16 protein-coding genes are annotated in these 19173 nt (G+C 41.6%); 14 read left to right on the top strand and 2 right to left on the bottom strand.

Annotated features, from left to right (window positions below):
* Positions 1-240: 240 nt before the first annotated feature.
* Positions 241-1179 (bottom strand): iron-hydroxamate ABC transporter substrate-binding protein, encoded by a 939-nt coding sequence (locus tag H7F25_RS14115; protein ID WP_185853831.1) that lies wholly within the window; start codon positions 1177-1179, stop codon positions 241-243.
* Positions 1180-1438: 259 nt separating this feature from the next.
* On the opposite strand from H7F25_RS14115, the gene H7F25_RS14110 reads away from it, so the two are divergent.
* The 13 genes from H7F25_RS14110 to H7F25_RS14050 all read left to right on the top strand — a co-directional run bounded on the left by H7F25_RS14110 (position 1439) and on the right by H7F25_RS14050 (position 17493).
* Positions 1439-2491 (top strand): FecCD family ABC transporter permease, encoded by a 1053-nt coding sequence (locus tag H7F25_RS14110; protein WP_024423451.1) that lies wholly within the window; start codon positions 1439-1441, stop codon positions 2489-2491.
* Entirely contained in the window at positions 2492-3514 is a 1023-nt protein-coding gene (locus H7F25_RS14105; RefSeq protein WP_048237425.1) for a FecCD family ABC transporter permease, read from the top strand. It begins immediately after the preceding gene.
* Between the two features lie 20 nt (positions 3515-3534).
* Positions 3535-4350, top strand: a complete 816-nt coding sequence (locus tag H7F25_RS14100) for an ABC transporter ATP-binding protein (protein WP_024423449.1) — start codon at positions 3535-3537, stop codon at positions 4348-4350.
* Positions 4351-4524: 174 nt separating this feature from the next.
* Positions 4525-5247, top strand: coding sequence for a response regulator transcription factor (locus H7F25_RS14095; protein ID WP_024423448.1), 723 nt, complete (start codon positions 4525-4527; stop codon positions 5245-5247).
* A 3-nt stretch (positions 5248-5250) separates the two neighbouring features.
* The gene (locus tag H7F25_RS14090; RefSeq protein ID WP_024423447.1) at positions 5251-7005 is read left to right on the top strand and encodes a HAMP domain-containing sensor histidine kinase; all 1755 of its coding nucleotides are present in this window, start codon (positions 5251-5253) and stop codon (positions 7003-7005) included.
* Positions 7006-7140: 135 nt separating this feature from the next.
* Positions 7141-8568, top strand: coding sequence for a glucuronate isomerase (uxaC, locus tag H7F25_RS14085; protein ID WP_185853830.1), 1428 nt, complete (start codon positions 7141-7143; stop codon positions 8566-8568).
* 66 nt (positions 8569-8634) lie between these two features.
* A complete protein-coding gene (locus H7F25_RS14080) occupies positions 8635-9645 on the top strand; it encodes a LacI family DNA-binding transcriptional regulator (protein WP_073207414.1) in 1011 nt (336 codons plus the stop codon).
* Positions 9646-9704: 59 nt separating this feature from the next.
* Positions 9705-11162, top strand: coding sequence for a tagaturonate reductase (locus H7F25_RS14075; RefSeq protein ID WP_185853829.1), 1458 nt, complete (start codon positions 9705-9707; stop codon positions 11160-11162).
* A complete protein-coding gene (locus H7F25_RS14070) occupies positions 11159-12652 on the top strand; it encodes a UxaA family hydrolase (protein WP_185853828.1) in 1494 nt (497 codons plus the stop codon). The genes H7F25_RS14075 and H7F25_RS14070 overlap by 4 nt, the downstream gene beginning before the upstream one ends.
* 20 nt (positions 12653-12672) lie before the next feature.
* Positions 12673-14088: a glycoside hydrolase family 28 protein gene (locus H7F25_RS14065; protein ID WP_135031178.1), complete on the top strand. Its 1416-nt coding sequence runs from the start codon at positions 12673-12675 to the stop codon at positions 14086-14088.
* 147 nt (positions 14089-14235) lie between these two features.
* A complete protein-coding gene (locus H7F25_RS14060; protein ID WP_024426031.1) occupies positions 14236-15186 on the top strand; it encodes an ABC transporter substrate-binding protein in 951 nt (316 codons plus the stop codon).
* Positions 15152-16210, top strand: a complete 1059-nt coding sequence (locus H7F25_RS14055; RefSeq protein ID WP_151039904.1) for a FecCD family ABC transporter permease — start codon at positions 15152-15154, stop codon at positions 16208-16210. Before H7F25_RS14060 ends, H7F25_RS14055 begins: the two co-directional genes overlap by 35 nt.
* Positions 16207-17493 (top strand): heme ABC transporter ATP-binding protein, encoded by a 1287-nt coding sequence (locus H7F25_RS14050; protein WP_185853827.1) that lies wholly within the window; start codon positions 16207-16209, stop codon positions 17491-17493. Before H7F25_RS14055 ends, H7F25_RS14050 begins: the two co-directional genes overlap by 4 nt.
* 166 nt (positions 17494-17659) lie before the next feature.
* Here the strand turns inward: H7F25_RS14050 and H7F25_RS14045 are convergent, their stop codons facing one another.
* A complete protein-coding gene (locus tag H7F25_RS14045) occupies positions 17660-17974 on the bottom strand; it encodes a putative quinol monooxygenase (protein WP_024423438.1) in 315 nt (104 codons plus the stop codon).
* A gap of 294 nt (positions 17975-18268) precedes the next feature.
* On the opposite strand from H7F25_RS14045, the gene dapA reads away from it, so the two are divergent.
* Entirely contained in the window at positions 18269-19168 is a 900-nt protein-coding gene (dapA, locus tag H7F25_RS14040) for a 4-hydroxy-tetrahydrodipicolinate synthase (RefSeq protein WP_185853826.1), read from the top strand.
* Positions 19169-19173: the final 5 nt, after the last annotated feature.

The raw sequence follows: 19173 nt of genomic DNA, 5'->3' as shown, positions 1-19173 counted from the left end.
GACGTTTCTCCATCTCTGGAGAAACGTTCAGCGTGTAGACAAACCCTCGCATTCGTTGTCAGGTCTGCGCTTCGGTGCTCACGAATGTTCAATTCGCTCCGCTCCGCTCCGGTACTCGTCCTTCCTAGGGCTGCAAAGGTTTTCTATCACGCTGAAAAGAAGACAAAGGGCTAAAATAAAGCTCATTTTATCCCTTTGTCAATAATTTGGACGTTTCTCCATCTCTGGAGAAACGTTTTTTTATGATGCAGATGTCAATCGGTCCACAATGAACTCTAGCTGACCTTCTAGTGACACTGGGTCATTAAAGAAGTAACCGACGGGATCTATTTCAAATACACGTTTATTTTTGACGGCAGGAAGTGATGTCCAAATGCTGCTTTGATACACTTGGTCACCATTACTTTTTGAGCCGCTCCATGGACCTGTGAAAATATAGTCGCCTGCGAATTCTGGCAGCTTCTCAAGAGAAATGTTTGCATAGCCGACACCGCTGTCGATCGCTTCTTTTTTGACGGCCTTCGGTGCTTTTAATTTCAGCTCGTCATAAATGATTTCGCCCCCGCGGCCAAAGGTGTTTCCAAAAATATAAATACCTTTATCAAATGGCGATACGATCGAAACCGTTTTGCTACCGACCGCTTTTGTTACCTTTGGTTTCACCTCAGCAATTTTGGTATCCCATTTCGTGATCCATTCTGTTGCTTTTTTTGGTGTATCTGTCATTTTACCGAATTCTTTTAGCTGGTCTTTGAAGGAATATTGGTTGTATTTAACCGCTACAGTTGGGGCGATTTTTTTGTATTGATCAAACTTCTCGTCTTCTCCCCATGCAATAATCATATCTGGCTTCAAAGCGGCTACCTTTTCGACTGATGGGGTCCTTCCGAGATTTTCCACTCCATCTGTTTTCCCTTTATAAAAAGGGTTTTTAAAGATGGGTGATGTTGTAGCAACCGGCGTCTTGCCGAGCGTGACGAGGTCCCCGTAATAGCTTTCTGCAAGAAGCACTATTCGTTTCGGATTTTTCGGTAGCTTCACTTCACCTTTGGCATCCTGATAGGTGATCATGTCATTCTTTTTCTCTGCAGATTGTTTATTTGAAGTGCTGCCGCAAGCGGCTGTAAAGATCATAAGGATGGATAAAGAAATCAAAAGAAATCCAGTTCGTTTTTTCACAAAAGTTCTCTCCTATTCACTTTCCTTTGATAATGATTCTCATTTTCAATTTTATCGTAACATGGTAGGAACAAAAATGCATCGGCTAATTTAGAACCAAAAGAAAAATGATGAAATTCTCACAGTTTTTTGCCGAAAATAAAGAAATTTATCAGAACAGTGATTTCAAAAAGAAAAGAAAGTGATATACTAGACTTCGAGATTGATAATCATTATCACTAATACAGAATAGACATGAACGGAAAGGAAGAGACTGGTTTTGGGCTCACAATCGAATAAACAGCTGCCAGCCAGCGATGATACGATCGATATTGTCACGAAGCCTTTTGGAACAGCAGCTGTTATCATCATAGGAATGATCGCTTTAGCATTTGGTCTTTTTTTATCAGTATCATTAGGAGCGGCAAACATTCATCTACAGACTGTATGGGAAGCCGTTTTTCATTTTGATCCACATCAAACTTCACATCAAATCATTCGGGAATTGAGGCTGCCGCGTACAGTTGGAGCTGCCCTCGTCGGTGCCTTTTTAGCCGTATCAGGTGCCATTATGCAAGGAATGACAAGAAACGCGCTTGCGTCACCTGAGATTATGGGCGTGACAAATGGCTCCGCATTTGCGATTGCCATTGCATTAGCATTTTTCCCTGGCCAATCTTCTTTTACATTAATTCTTTGGTCATTTGTTGGAGCCGCACTCGGTGCCTCTATTGTATTTGGTGTCGGTACTATGTCAAAAGGGGGGCTGACTCCTGTAAAGCTCGCACTAGCTGGTACAGCGGTTGGAGCACTTTTGAGCTCCATCTCCTCAGCCATTGCCATCCGTTTTGACGTCGCTCAAGATATGAGCTTTTGGTATGCTGGTGGAGTGGCAGGTGTGAATTGGAGTAACATTCATATCATCATTCCAGTTGCCATTGCAGGACTAATCATTGCAATGATCCTTGCCCGTTCGATCACGGTTTTGAGCTTAGGTGAAGAACTGGCGAAAGGACTTGGACAATATACAAAAACGGTCAAGGTGCTTGGTATATTGGTTGTTATTCTTTTAACGGGTGCTGCCGTGTCGGTAGCAGGCTCTATTGGTTTTATTGGGCTTGTGATCCCTCATGTCACTCGATTCTTGGTTGGAGTGGACTACCGCTGGATTATCCCATGCTCTGCTATTTTAGGAGCCACTTTGTTAATTTATGCAGACATTGCTGCAAGGCTGGTCAACGCTCCGTTTGAAACGCCAGTCGGTGCCATTACTGCGATTATAGGCGTTCCTTTCTTCTTATACTTAGCTAGACGTGAAAGGAGCGGGATTTAAATGGAAATGGTGCAGCAAGCAAAGAAAAAGAAGTATCAACGAACGATGCTCATGATCTTTTTCGCGATCGTAGCTGTGTTTCTCATTAGTTTAAATACCGGAGAAATTCGAATCTCTCCGATGGATACATTAAAAACACTTTTTGGATTCGGAAGTGAAATGGATGAACTCGTATTATTCGAGTTCAGGCTTCCAAGAATGGTCATCGCTTTACTTGTCGGCGCTTCTATCGCTGTATCAGGAGCGATTTGGCAAGGTGTTTCTCAAAATGGTTTAGCTGACCCGGGTATTCTCGGTGTCAATGCCGGTGCTGGTTTTGCCGTTGTGCTATTTATCTTTGCATTTCAAGGCACGATGACAAATTTAGGTGATTTTACGATTTTTGTACTGCCGCTTTTCGCGTTCGTAGGTGCAGGCTTTGCTGCATTTCTCATCTATGTGTTAGCGTGGAAAAAAGGCATCACACCTGTTCGATTGATTTTAACTGGTATTGGTGTGAATGCTGCGTTTTCAGCAGCAATTGTGGTCATCCAGTTGAAAATGAGCCCAAATGATTTTAACCAAGCCATCGTGTGGTTATCTGGAAGCATTTATGGCTCGAGCTGGACGTACGTCTTATCTGTTCTGCCATGGATGCTGATTTTCCTTATATTAGCGCTTGTCAGATCACGCTACTTAAACATTATGAATTTAGGTGATCAGCTGTCCTATGGATTGGGCATTTCTGTTCATAAAGAAAGAAGCCTTCTCATGCTGATTGCCGTTGCATTAGCAGGTGCGAGTGTTGCTGTTGCAGGAAGTATCTCTTTCCTAGGATTAGCCGCACCGCACTTAGCTAGAAAGCTTGTTGGGCCAAAGCATCAAGGAATGATACCGGCCTCCGCGCTGATTGGCGCGCTGTTATTATTACTGGCAGATACAATTGGCCGCGTCATCCTTGCACCATCAGAAGTGCCAGTTGGCCTTGTCGTTTCTGCTTTAGGCGCACCTTACTTCATTTACTTATTGATGAAATCGAACTAATGAGGAAGGAGAGACAACATATGAAATCACTCGAAACAGAAAAGCTTTGTATCGGTTATCAAGACCGTTTGATTGTAGAAGATTTGAATGTCAGTATCCCAAAAGGCAAGGTGACAACACTGATTGGACCGAATGGCTGCGGGAAATCAACCATTTTAAAAACGATGTCTCGTATTATGAAATCCAATCGAGGAGCTGTTTACTTAAATGGCAAGGCTATCCATGAGACGCCGACAAAAGAAATTTCAAAACAAATGGCGATCTTACCGCAAACGCCCGAAGCACCAAGTGGATTGACAGTGTATGAGCTCGTGTCATATGGACGTTTCCCGCATCAAAATGGGTTTGGCCGCTTATCAAATGAAGATAAACGAATCATTAGGTGGGCACTTGAGGAAACGGGAATGATTGCTTTTCATGATCGGCCAATTGAAGCACTTTCCGGCGGACAGCGTCAGCGTGTATGGATTGCGATGGCACTTGCCCAAGAAACAGAGCTGCTCCTATTAGATGAACCTACGACGTATTTGGATCTTGCACATCAGCTCGAGATTCTTCAGCTGTTAGAACGCTTAAATAGGGAGCAGGGCCGAACTGTGTTGATGGTCATCCATGATTTGAATCATGCGGCGCGTTTTTCACATTACATGATTGCCCTCAATCAAGGGAAAGTCATAAAAGATGGTACGCCTCATGAGGTCATGACCAAAGATGTACTCAGTCGGGTATTCCATATTGATGCAGAAATTGTGCTTGATCCTAGAACGAATAAGCCGATCTGTTTAACATATGACTTAATGAATCATGAACGAAAGCTAGAAGCTGTGAATGGATAATAGATGTAAAGGAACCCGGTGCAGCTGCCGGGTTTTTTTGCATGTTTAAAACTTCCTGGTCCTGCCATTTTCTCCAGTTGATATTTTTTCGCTTTTATGCAGAAAAGAGGTACTTTTTTACTTTAGACAATGGTAATATACGGTTAGAGATCATGCTAGAAAGGAAAGAGATGCGTGGAAACAGCAAAAATATTGATTGCAGATGACGAAGAAGCAATTGTGAAAATGGTTGAACGCGTATTAAAAAAAGAAGGATTCAAGCATATTTATAAAGCCTACCATGCAGATGAAGCATTAGATATTGTCAAAAACGAGGACATCCACCTCTTACTTCTAGATGTAATGATGCCCGGTAAGTCTGGTTTTGACGTTCTGCCTGAAATCAGAAAGTTAACGAAAGTGCCTATTTTCTATTTAACTGCAAGAACGTCTGATGTCGATAAACTGACGGGCTTTGCACAGGGGGCAGATGATTACATCACGAAGCCATTTAACCCGCTTGAGCTAGTGGCTAGAATTAAGGCTCACCTAAATCGAACATATATCTCCTTACAGGAGGAGCAAGAAGACACTCAAAGCCAATATCATTATGCCCATTTCTCCTATCATCCTCATGCAGCCGAATTGAAAGTAAGAGGAGAGGTGACGGCATGTTCTGCTCAGCTTCTTTCTTTGCTGAAGTACTTTTGTGACCATCCGAATGTGGTACTCTCAAAAGATCAAATCTATGAGAAAGTATGGGGCGTCCCATCATATGGTGATAACAACACTGTCATGGTTCATATTCGAAAGCTGAGAGAAAAGATTGAATTAGATCCGAGTCAGCCAGAATATATTGTGACGATCCGTGGTATGGGATATAAATTTATACCCCACCCTGCAAAGGTCCTTCAATAATTTATGAATTTACGATCAAAACTTTTCTTTCACTTTGTCGGACAAATGTTTATTGTGATTGCCATTCTGACGATCGGGCAGACGTTCTCTGAAAATTTATATATAACAAAACAATACGAGAACATGGCTGAAACTGGTTTAACAAAAGCTGATGGAGATACACTCATGAGCTGGCTTTATTTTAACGAGGATGGAAAAATGGAAGCCGACGATCAGCTCAAGCAAGCAGTGAAAAAACGAGACGGCTGGCTGCAAGTGATTGATTCAAAAAAGAATACTGTTTATAGCTATCACCGCCCTAAATCCATTCCAACGTCTTATCAAAAGGATGAAATGATCAAGATCTTTGAAAAAAAAGAATTTAAAGATTACAAGATGTACTTCTGGCCCATTGAGATTGATCAAGAAAGCTTTATTGTGTTATATGGGTTCAAAACGAACAGCACAAAGGTAGCCAATTATCTGAAACAGCACGAGAAAAATTTGGCTGCATTATCTCAATATTCGGTTGAAACGAAAGAATTCTTGAAGAGAATGAACGGATCAGTTCATTTGTTCAATGACGAAGGAAAATATTTAAAAGGCATTCGAGCCAACACCGATTTGAAACATAACGTAACAGATGTTGAACTGCTCAAGTATCAATCGAAGCCTTGGGAGTTTAGAAGTGACCTCACTTATATAAAAGTGAATAAAAAACTATATATCATCGTTTCAGTACCAAATAAAGTATACAGCCCGGACGAGCTTTACGATAAAGAGAGAGACGCTTTAAATCAATATACAACCATCTTAATTGCAGGTCTTGCACTCACTATTATTATTGTCATGACATTATGGTATTCGTATCGTTATGGGCTGCCAATTTATCACATTATTCGCTGGCTGATTTTCTTATCAAAAAATAAATTGCAGGAACCAACAAATAGAAAGGGAATTCCAGTCAGCAAAAATAAAAAAGGCCGTATTAAGCGGGAATACCGATTATTTGAGGATATCCTAAAAACAATGGAGCAGCTCACGCTTACATTAAAAGAGAATGAAGCAAACCGAAGAAAAATTCAAACCACAAGGGAAGAATGGATTGCAGGATTGTCTCATGATTTGAAAACGCCTCTAAGTACGATTTATGGCTATGGACTCATGCTTGAATCCGATCAATATCAATGGTCCAAGGAAGAAGTCATGGAAATGGGACAGGTGATTCGTGAGAAATCAGAATACATGTCAACACTGATTGAGGATTTAAACCTCACGTACAGATTGAAGAATGGTGCCCTGCCTATTAATCGGAAACCGGTTGAACTCAGAGAATTTTTAGCTTCCATTATGGACGAGTTTTCAAGAAGCTCTTCTTCTGAGGATTATCCATCCTCCTTTGAAGATCAAACAGATGGTGTCATATTTGAGATCGATAAAGCATGGTTCAGACGAGTGATTGAGAACCTGCTGGCGAATGCAGTGAAGCATAACGAAAAAGGCACACATATTACAGCTGTTTTATCTGAAACAAATGAAGAAGTTCGAATCGAAATGAAAGACAATGGCCGCGGAATGGCACAGGAAACGGTGGATCACCTATTTAACCGCTATTACAGAGGGACAAATACAAACGATCCAACGAACGGAACAGGTCTCGGGCTTGCGATAGCAAAAGAGCTCGTCTTGCTGCATGACGGTGATATTCAAGTTGAAAGTGAACTAGGCATTGGAACAACTATTGCGATTATCCTAAAAAAATCATCACCTGTAAAATAGCCAAAAAACGATTTTCTTTTCTAAAGGAGATCGTTTTTTCCTGTTTTAGGATTGAAATCAATTTTGTAAACGATTACAATGAAATTGTTAACGTGAACAAATCAATTTTATCTATAAGTGAGATGGGGGAGTTTGATGAAAGCCTTTTTAGATGAGCATTTTTTACTCAACAGTCAAACGGCGGAAAAGTTATACCATGAGTTTGCAAAGGACCTTCCAATTATAGATTACCATTGTCATTTAAGCCCCAAAGAAATCTATGAGAATAAAACCTTCCATAATATCACCGAAGCATGGCTTTACGGAGATCATTACAAATGGCGTGCCATGAGAGCAAATGGCATACCCGAATCGCACGTCACAGGGGATGCCTCAGACTATGAGAAATTTCTGGCGTGGGCGAAGACTGTTCCCATGACCATTGGTAACCCGCTCTATCACTGGACTCATTTAGAGCTGAGACGATATTTTGGAGTTGAAGAACTTTTAAACGAAAAAACCGCACACATCATCTGGCAAAAAGTAAATGAAAAGCTGCAAGGAGAGGGTTTTGGTGCAAGAGACTTTATTGTGAAATCGAACGTTGAAACAGTCGTGACAACAGATGATCCAGTCGATTCGCTTTGCTATCATCAAAAACTGCGGGAAGAAGGATTCATTGTGCAAGTACTGCCCGGATTTCGGCCTGACAAGGCACTAGATATAACGAATCACCTATTTACAGTGTATGTTCACGAACTGGCAGAGGCTTCATCTACTTCAATACAATCCTATCAAGACTTTTTGACAGCACTCCTTTCAAGAATTGATTTTTTCCATGAACAAGGCTGCTTGATCTCAGATCATGCTATTAACGAAATGACGTTTGAAGAAACGACGGAAGAAGAAGTGGAAGCCATCTTTCATAAAAGAATGTCTGGGCATTCATTGACGGAAAAAGAGAAGATCAAATTTAAAACACAAACTTTCATTCAGCTAGGTCAGGCTTACTATGAGCGGGGCTGGGCAATGCAGCTTCATATCAATGCGCTTAGGAACAACAATACGAAAATGTTTGAGCGGCTTGGGCCAGATACAGGGTATGATGCGATGAATGATGAAGACATTGCCAAGCCGCTTTGCAGAATATTAGACCGTTTAGAACAAGAACAGGCACTGCCAAAAACCATTCTCTATTCCTTGAATCCTCGGGACAATGTTGTGATTTCAACATTGGCTGGAAGCTTTCAAGATGGGACGACACCTGGGAAGATCCAGCACGGCACAGCTTGGTGGTTTAATGATACGAAACAAGGGATGACAGAGCAGATGATGGCTCTATCCAGTATTGGACTGATCAGCCGTTTCATTGGGATGCTGACAGATTCACGAAGCTTTTTGTCGTATACAAGGCATGAATATTTTCGAAGACTGCTATGCGATATCATCGGAGATTGGGTAGAAAAAGGAGAAGCCCCTTATGATCTTGAACTGTTAGGGGGAATTGTGAAAGGAATCAGCTATGAAAATGCCAGGCAGTATTTCCAATTTGACCGGGCAAAGCAGCTCCAGCATCCAAACTGAATGACATGAAGAAAATGAAAGCGGTTTTATGATAAGATGGTAAAAAATCATAAAAGGCGGAATAGCATGACAGTCACAATTAAAGACATAGCAAAATTGGCAAACGTCTCTCATACCACGGTATCAAGGGCTTTGAATAACAGTCCTTTTATTAAAGAGAAGACAAAACAAAAGATTTTGTCGATTGCAAAACAGCTGAATTATTCACCGAATGTCCATGCGAGAGGCCTAGTATCACAAAAATCATTCACAATTGGTCTGTTTTTTACGAGTTTAACAGAAGGCACATCTTCAAGCTTCTTTGTGGATGCGTTAAAAGGTGTCAATAGCGTCATGACAGAGCATTATAATCTCTTTGTAAGAGGAATTGACGACTTTCACGATTACACAACCATTCATAAACAACGCTACGATGGCATTTTGCTCATGAGTCAAAGCGAACACGATGAAGCATTTATTCATCATGTGAAAAAACAGGGCATACCCATCATTGTGCTGAATCGCCGTGTAGAAAGTCATGAGGTTATGAATATATTAGCAGATGATAGTCAAGGAGCTTACCAGGCTGCACACCATTTCATTCAGCAAGGTCATGAACAAATCGCCATCATTGAAGGGAAAGAAGGCTTTAAATCAACTCAAGAAAGAAAAGCTGGTTTCCTGCAAGCGTTAATTGATCACCAAATACCTATGAAGAAAGAATATATGATGAAAGGCGATTATCATATGAAAAGCGGCTATGAATCAATGGAATCGCTGCTGGCCCTTGATGAACCGCCAACAGCGCTCTTTTGCTCAAACGATGACATGGCGATTGGTGCAATGAATGCATTATTTGCAAAAGGCAAAACGTGTCCAGGTGATATTTCTATTATTGGATTTGATGATATTGCTTTTTCGTCCTATACCACACCTGCATTGACAACGGTGAAAAAACCGATTGAAAAAATGTGTGCACTTGGAGCAGAAGCTATCCTTTCAGTAATAAACGGTGAAGAGCAAGAAGAGGATCATATGGAAAAAGTGTATGTCCACACAGAGCTGATGATTAGAGATTCAGTCAAAAAGGTGCAGTAATCAGCACCTTCTTAGAAAAATGTTCACGTGTGCATATTTCTTTGGAGAGGGGAATCCATTTGAAACGATTATCAAAAGCCATATACCCGGCGGCTGAGTATCCGGAAACGATTTTGCAGATTGGCGAAGGAAATTTTATGCGAGGATTTATCAATTGGCACATCCAGAAGCTGAACGACTGCACAGATTTTAAAGGAAGAGCGGTTGTTGTCCCTCCACGAAAAGGATCGGTAGCAGCCTTAAATGAACAAGATGGCTTGTACACATTATGTATTCAGGGATATCATGACCAGCAAGAAATGAATGAACGTATGATCATCCAATCGATTAGCAGAGGAATTAGTACGTATACGGATTACGAGGAGTTTTTACACGTAGCGGAAAACCCGAATCTTCGCTTTGTCTTCTCAAACACGACAGAGGCAGGACTTGTGTTTAGAAAAGAGGATCGTTTGGAGGATCGGCCGCAAGCCAGTTTTCCAGGAAAGCTGACATCGTTCTTGTATCACCGGTTTAAAGCATTTGCTGGAGATGAGCAGAAAGGACTGATCATTCTGCCTTGTGAATTGGTTGAACAAAATGGTGATCGATTGAAGGAATACGTGATCAGTATGGCAGCTGAGTGGGAACTGCCGCCTGCGTTTATTACATGGATTAAGAAAGCCAACACGTTTTGTAATACACTTGTGGACCGGATTGTCCCTGGATTCTCTAAGGAAGCGGCTGAAATTGTACAAAAGGAGGAAGGGTATATCGACGAATTGCTTGTCACGGCAGAATATTATCATCTTTTTGTCATTGAAGCGCCTGCCTTTGTACAAAAGGAGCTTCCCTTTCAAGAAGCAGGATTAAATGTACTTTTTGTAGAGGATATTGCGCCTTATCGTATGAGCAAGGTACGAATTTTAAATGGTGCACATACAGCGATGGTGCCGATTGCTTACTCATGCGGTTTAGAAACTGTAAAAGAAGCTGTGGATGATGAGCATGTTGGTCCGTTCGTCCGGCGTATGCTGGAGGAGGAAGTACTTCCAGGGCTTGAACTCCCTGAAGATGAGCTTCTTCTTTATACACAATCCGTTTGGGATCGTTTTTGCAATCCATTTGTAAAGCATCAATTGCTGGATATTGCACTGAATGGGGTATCCAAATTCCGAACCCGTAATCTTCCGTCATTGCTTGATTATGTTGAACGAAAGAAACAGCTGCCAATGAAACTTGTGTTTTCACTTAGCAGTCTCATTTATTTCTACAGAGCACATGCAGGAAGGGTCAAGGATGATGAAACTGTGCTAACGCTCATGAAGGAAGCAAGGGGAGAGGAAAACCATTCTAATGAAGGAGTTGCAGCGAAAATTCTTTCATGCGAGTCATTATGGGGCAGAGATTTAACAGATATAAATGGATTGAGTCAAGCTGTAGCTGATCAGCTTAGCCTCATACAGACGCATGGGATGAGAGCAGCTGTTCATCGAATGATGCTTCATCAATATGAAAGTCAGGGGGAGAAAGCATGAAAGACTTTATTGTCATCCACCCTTCAGATAATGTCGGTATTGCTTTAAAAGAGCTTGAGCAAGGGGAGGAGCTGCAGCATCAAGGACATACGATTATCTTAAAAGAGACCGTCGCCAAAGGTCATAAGTTTGCATTGGCTGAAATCAAGCAAAGAGAGAATATTATCAAATATGGCTATCCCATTGGTCATGCAGTGACTGCCATTTCTGCTGGAGAATGGGTGCATACGCATAATATCAAAACCAATCTATCTGGCAAGCTAGAATACGAATACCAGCCTTCATTATCAGAAAACCCCTATGAAAAAACGAATCTTACATTTAAAGGATATAAACGAAAAAATGGCGGAAGCGGAATCCGCAATGAGCTTTGGATTGTTCCTACCGTTGGATGCGTAAATGGCATCGCCGATCAAATGATCCAAATATTCACCGCTGAAATGGGTGGAAACATCCATCCTTTTGAAACAGCCCTTGTATTAAAGCACAATTATGGCTGCTCACAGCTTGGGGACGATCATGAAAATACCAAAACCATTTTACAAAATGCGGTGAAGCACCCTAACGCTGGAGGAGTACTCGTTCTTGGACTTGGCTGTGAAAACAATGACATTGAGGATTTTCAGTCCACTTTAGGTGAATATGACCGTACGAGAGTGAAATTTTTAAGAAGCCAAGAAGTAGGAGATGAGATAGAAACGGGAGTCGCTTTACTCAAGGAAATTTATGATGCGGCGAAAGAAGATCATCGTGAAGACATTCCGTTATCTGAGCTGAAAATTGGCTTGAAGTGCGGAGGATCAGATGGATTCTCTGGTATTACCGCAAATCCGCTTTTAGGCAGACTGTCGGATTTTCTTGTCGCGCAAGGCGGAACAACTGTGCTGACAGAAGTGCCAGAAATGTTTGGTGCTGAAACGATTTTAATGGAGAGAGCGGAATCAGAAAAGACTTTCGACAATATTGTGCAAATGATCAATGACTTTAAACAATACTTCATGGATCATCGACAGCCGGTATATGAAAATCCTTCCCCGGGAAATAAAGCAGGTGGAATTTCGACATTAGAGGATAAATCTCTTGGCTGTACACAAAAAGCAGGTACTTCTGAAATTAAAGATGTATTGAAATATGGAGAGCTGCTGAAACAAAAGGGATTGAACCTATTAAGTGCACCTGGTAATGATTTGGTTGCTTCATCTGCACTTGCTGCTTCCGGTTGTCAAATGGTCCTGTTTACAACAGGCCGGGGTACACCATTTGGTACGTTTGTGCCAACAATGAAGATCTCAACAAACACAGCCTTATATGAAACAAAAAAGCACTGGATTGACTTTAATGCTGGAGAACTGCTTGAAGATGTACCAGAAGATATTGTATTAGAAAAATTCATTTCAACTGTCATTGATGTGGCGAGCGGGAAGCTGTTAAATCATGAAAAAAACAATTTTAGAGAGCTGGCTATTTTCAAAACAGGTGTCACACTTTAAGTCGACTGGGGGATGAGTACGTGTCTAAAAAACGGGATTTGATGTATATCACAGCAGGAACGGTACTAACTGGAGTTGGAATTGCTCGTTTAGCAAAGCAAGGGAAGAAAGATAAAAAAGTAAACGGAATTGATCAAGTGCTAAAGCAGATAAAAGCACCGCAGTTCCCAGATCGTGAATTGAATGTGGTGCATTATGGAGCAGATGCGGAAGGGCAAGAGCTTTCAACAAATGCTATTCAGTCTGCCATTGATGATGCGCACCGGTTGAAAGGGGGGCGGGTGCTGATCCCAGCAGGGAGATTTATGACAGGTGCTTTAGAATTGAAAAGCAATGTAGAACTTCATCTTCATGAGAAAGCCTATGTGACATTCAGCCAAGACCCAAAGGATTACTTGCCTCTTGTACTGACAAGATATGAAGGGGTTGAACTTTATAATTATTCACCTCTCATTTATGCACACCATGCAGAAAATATCGCTATTACGGGAGCCGGAACGCTTGATGGCAGAGGGGATGAGCATCATTGGTGGCCTTGGAAGTATGGGACAAATGGCCAGCCCTCTCAGGATCGGGATCGCCAGCTTTTGTTTGAAATGGCGGAAAAGAGAATACCGGTAGAAGAAAGGGTATTTGGAGAAGGTCATTATTTAAGGTCAAGCTTTATTCAGCCATACCAATGTCAGCATGTGCTAATCGAAGGAGTGACAGTGAAGGATTCACCGATGTGGCAAATTCATCCTGTGTTAAGTGATAACGTCATCGTCCGCGGCGTTAAAATCATTGGGCATGGACCAAACACAGATGGTGTCAATCCGGAGTCTTGCCGGAATGTACTCATTGAAGATTGTTATTTTGATAACGGAGATGATTGTATTGCCATCAAATCGGGCAGAAACGAGGATGGACGGAGAATAGGGATTCCATCTGAAAACATTGTCATTCGTAGAAATGAGATGCGGGATGGACACGGCGGTGTGACGATCGGGAGCGAGATTTCTGGTGGGGTAAAGTATGTTTATGCAGAAGATAATGTAATGGACAGTCCGAACCTTGACCGGGCACTGCGTATTAAAACCAACTCTGTCAGAGGCGGTACCATTGAACATATTTATTTTAAAAACAATACAGTGAAAAGTCTAAAGCATGAAGTGGTCTGTATCGACATGATGTATGAGGAAGGAGATGCTGGTCCGCACCGTCCTGTTGTACGTCATATTGAAGTAGAAGGACTCAAAAGCAGCGGCGGACGATATGGTGTGAAAATAGCCGCATACGCACATTCTCCTGTGACACATTTTAAAATGAAAGATTGTGTCATAGATGATGTGGCGTATCCCTTATCTTTAGAGCATGCCGTTTCTCCAGCTTTTCAGAAAGTCGTCATCAATGGAGAACAAATCAATTCATTGAAGAGTGAAAAACAGTCTTTTTAGAGGCTGTTTTTTTGTTTTAGGGACAGAAAAGACGCTTTTAGAAATCACATATACAACCTATCTGCACTGTAGTATAATATTCCCGAAATTAGAAAAGAATTGACGAAAGAGATTTCGTTAAGCAGTACATAAACAGGGGGTTCACTCATGAAAAAGTTAACAGCTATTTGGCTATCGTTATTGCTTGTGATGGGTGTTTTAGCAGGATGTGCAGGCGCTGAGACAGATCACAAAGCAAAAGGGTCACAAAATAAAGAAACGGCCACTGCGGCTTTTCCAGTATCAATAAAAGATGCAGCTGGCAAAACAGTTGAAATTAAAGAACAGCCTAAACGAATTGTTTCGTTAATTCCAAGTAATACGGAAGTTGCTTATGCACTCGGTCTTGGAGATAAAATGGTTGGACGATCAGACTTTGACAATTATCCAAAGGAAGTCGAAAAGGTAGAGAAGATTGGCGGACTTGAATTCAATGTCGAGAAGGTCATTTCCTTAAAGCCAGATCTTGTCTTAGCACATGCATCTCAGATGGGATCAAAAGATGGATTTAAACAGCTTGAAGATGCAGGGATCCAAGTGCTGACTGTAAATGATGCAACGTCCTTTAAGGATGTGTACAAATCAATCAATATGATCGGTGAAGCAGCTGGCGTGAAAGAAGCATCAACAAAGCTTGTAGACGAAATGAAAACAAAGCTGAATGACATCAAGAAACAAGCAGAGGGGATTTCGAAAGATAAGCAAAAAACAGTCTTTGTCGAAGTGTCAGGTGCACCTGAAATCTATACAACTGGTAAAAATACATTTATGGATGAAATGCTTTCTGTTATTCATGCCAAAAATGCTGCAGGCGATCAAACTGGCTGGGTGCAAATGACAGAAGAATCGATCATCAAGCGAAATCCTGATGTCATCGTGACAATTGATGGTTCCAGCTTAGCTGACTTGAAAAAAAGAGACGGCTGGAATGCAATGAAAGCAGTGAAAGAAAAACAAGTCTTTCAATTGAATACGGATCTCGCATCAAGACCGGGACCGCGATTGGTTGAAGGAGTCGAGGCTCTTGCGAAAAACGTCTATCCTGATACGTTCAAATAAATTGACCATCGCATATACACTAAGTGTTTTACTTCTTGTGATGAGCATTGGAATGGGAATCTCCTTTGGAAGCTTAGGGATTCCCATTCCTTCTATTCTTCGAATATTTGTTCACGAACTATTCGGCGTGCAGTTTGGAACCATTGATTTCATCGATCGCAATATTATGATGAACATTCGGCTGCCAAGGGTCATATTAGCGGCATTAGTCGGAGCAGCACTTGCGTTATCTGGTGCAGCTTTTCAAGGTTTATTAAAAAATCCTCTTGCTGACCCTTATACGCTGGGGGTATCTCAAGGGGCATCAGTTGGAGCCGTAGCGACCCTGTTTTTCAGCTTGCAGCTCCCGCTTTTTGGTAGTTTCACACTGCCATTATTCAGTATGACAACAGCGCTTGTGACCCTCTGTCTCGTTCTCTTTTTTGCGCGTCTTGTTCATCGGGGGATGAGCATTTCTTCTTTAATTTTGACAGGAGTAATTTTCAGCTCTTTTTTGGGTGCGCTCATTTCATTGATGATTGCTTTAACAGGTGATGATCTAAAAGAGATCATTCATTGGCTGCTTGGCAGTGTGTCCATGAGGGGCTGGCGTTATATTGTGCTTTTTCTTCCTTTCTTTCTTATTGGAACCTTTGCGTTAATGTTGATGGGGCGGGATTTGAATGTGATGACGTATGGCGAGGAGAAGGCAAAGTTATTAGGTGTACATGTGAAAAGGAGCAAATATATTGTGCTGCTGGCGGGCTCGATCCTGACTGGAAGTGCAGTTGCGGTATCAGGGACGATCGGTTTTGTAGGACTTGTGATTCCGCATTTTATCCGCCTCTTAACTATCACGGACCATCGGCATCTGCTGCCTTTGTCTATGCTGAACGGTGCTTCCTTTCTTGTATTAGCAGATGTGTTATCCCGTACCATCATCGAGCCGACTGAATTACCGATTGGCATCATTACTGCGTTAATTGGTGCACCTGTATTTGGCATCATCCTCATTCGTAAATATAGAGGGGGGACGCACATATGATTCAAGTGAAAGAAATCAGAGGTGGATATGGAGAGAAAGAGGTCATTCGTGGCATTAATCTTGAAGTAAAGCAAGGAGAATTTCTCGGTATACTCGGTCCAAACGGAAGCGGTAAGACGACCCTGCTTAAAATGATGGCAGGGATTTTAGCACCTATGAGCGGTGAAGTACGTCTCGGCGGTCACCTTATTCAATCCTATCAGCCAAAGGCGCTTGCGCAAAAGATGGCAGTTCTGCCGCAGAAAACGGACCAAGCTTTTTCATTTACGGTGGAAGAAACCGTCCAATTTGGTCGTTATCCATATCAAAAAGGGTGGCTGCAATCTGTCACGCAAGAAGATGTGCAGGTCGTCAGCAAAGTCATGGAACAAACGGGTGTTGCACAGTTTAAGAATCAATCCATCCATGAGTTAAGCGGAGGAGAACAGCAGCGGGTGTATTTAGCACAGGCATTGGCGCAGCAGCCTGAATATTTATTGCTGGATGAACCAACGAGTTTCCTTGATTTAGCCTATCAAAAAGATTTGCTTGATTTAATTAAAGAAGAAACTGCTTCTTCTAGGTTAACGGTCATTGGCGTATTCCATGATGTGAACATCGCCAGTTTATATTGTGATCGGCTGCTGCTGCTTCATGAAGGAAAGACTGACATGTTAGGAATGCCGCATCACGTCTTGACCACTGAACGAATCAACCGTGTGTATGAAACAAATGTGACACCGCTCCAGCATCCATTTAGGGCAAACCCTCAGCTGATGGTTGAGCCTGCAGCCCCTTCTAAAGCATCAATTGTAAACATAGCGGATGGTTGGAGGACATATGGCTCAGAAGGAATGACGTTTTCCATTAATCAGCCTCTTCGCATCCTTTCCTCACATAAGAAAAACGGCGGGTTCTTTTGGAAAAGGTCTATTGGAACGGGGACGAAGACGCTTCATGAGCAACTAGAGTCAGCTGAAGATATGCTGTTTTTCGAGCAAGCTAACAGATTAGCACAATTTGCCGCAGAAGACGACGAAGACGATATGATCCTTTACGGCATGCTTCAGCAGGAAGCGTTGACTATTTGGCTTATCCTAAAACGATCTTTAGCAAATGGCGCAGCTGTTCAGCTCATGGGGCAGCTTATGCACATCATTAAGCAAGAAACAAGTTATCCGATCCATCATCTGTGCATCGCTGCACCCAATACGCAAGAAACGGAAGATGCTGACCATTTACACGAAAGATTAGGACAAAAGGTGCAAGGGCTTCTTCATACGTTGAAAGACATTCAAAAGTAAATGTACAATTATATTTAGGTTAGTTGAGTAAAACAGTTGAAATAAAAGGACTACACATATCTAAAATGTGTAGTCCTGACAATAGTTCTTAATCTTTGCTTTAAATAAGAAAAAAAGCTGCCACAATGACAGCCAGTTCTAATTTTATATCTAAGACGGTCGAATTCTAATTAGATGAAATGCCCTTTCCGCCTTGTGTTATTAAAGTATTGATTCTTTCCATACCAGTAATAATTGGTTTCGCACGACTTATTAATGTTTGGGTAGCTTCGAGACCTAGAGACGCTTGATGGGCATCTTCATTTGCCCACACTTCATAAACATAAACAGAACTTGGTTCATTCTCGGAAATATTCACAAGATATATTTCACATTCATCCAAATTCTTCATTGATTCTGCTGCTTCTAACAGAATATCAACCATTTTTTCTTTTTCGCCTTCTTTTACCAAAAACTTGTTAAATAAACTAAATTTACTCATACCATCCTCCTTCATTTTGTCTTAATCATATTTTAGGCATTAAAAACTATATCTTCAATCGCTATTTTATAATGAAATAAAAAGGATGGTACGTTGAATGTCATTCAAAAGTGAACCAAAATGGTTCGCTTTTTTTGTTGAAAACATCAACAGCTATATAAGAAAAGGACGGATTATAGTGAAAAATCAAAAAAGTGTTGCTAATTTAATCGAAATCCTTTTATAATAAATAACATGAAAGCGCTTAATTTATAATATGTTTAAAAATGCAACATATAAGAAAGGGAGGATCATTTGAACATTCAAGGAATTATACCAGCTATTTTGACACCGCTTACTGAGAAAGAACATTTTCATCCCGAAGTGGCAACGCAATTAGTGAATCATTTGATCGAGTCAGGTGTACACGGCATCTTTGCTTTAGGCACAAATGGAGAGTTTCACTTGTTTTCAGAGGAAGAAAAGCTTCAAATTGCTGAAACTGTCGTGAAGGCTGTTGGCAGACGAGTGCCGGTATTCATTGGAGCAGGTGAGAATAGTACGGAGGCAACCATCAGACTGTCAAACAAACTGGCAGATCGAGGGGTAGATGTTCTGTCTATCATTACACCTTACTTTGTTGCACCAACCCAAGAAGAGCTGTATGAGCACTTTCGCCACATATCTGAGAATGTGAATATTCCGATTCTGCTTTATAACATTCCATCGAGAACAGGCGTATCTCTAGCACCAGAGACGGTTGCGCGGCTCAGTGCACTGCCGAATGTGCTAGGCATTAAAGATAGCAGTGGAAACATTGAAAACATTAAGGCATATCTGGATGTCACAAAAGATGAAGATTTTGTTGTCCTTGCAGGTACGGACTCACTCATTTTGGATACCTTGAAACTCGGTGGAGCAGGGGCGGTCGCAGCAACTGCAAATGTACTGCCTGAAACTGTCGTTGGACTCTATGAATCTTTTCAAAAAGGGAAGCTTGACGAAAGTGAGCACTTCCAGAAGCAGCTGCAGCCATTAAGAGCAACATTCGGTTTAGGGACATTGCCAGCACCTTTGAAAAAGGCAGCAGAGCTTTATGGAATTCCGGTTGGCCCGCCCAAAAGCCCTGTAAAAGAGCTGTCAGGTGAGGCATTGGAAGCTGTGGCGCAAATGGTTGAAGACTATCGCAAACAAGGAAAAGCGGCAAAGGAGTAGTGAAG

Origin of the sequence: Bacillus sp. PAMC28571 (assembly GCF_014250435.1) — a bacterium.
In the GTDB taxonomy this organism is placed as follows: domain Bacteria; phylum Bacillota; class Bacilli; order Bacillales; family Bacillaceae; genus Bacillus; species Bacillus safensis.
The sequence above is the reverse complement of the archived record's forward strand: the minus strand, read 5'-3'. Positions and strand labels throughout refer to the sequence as shown.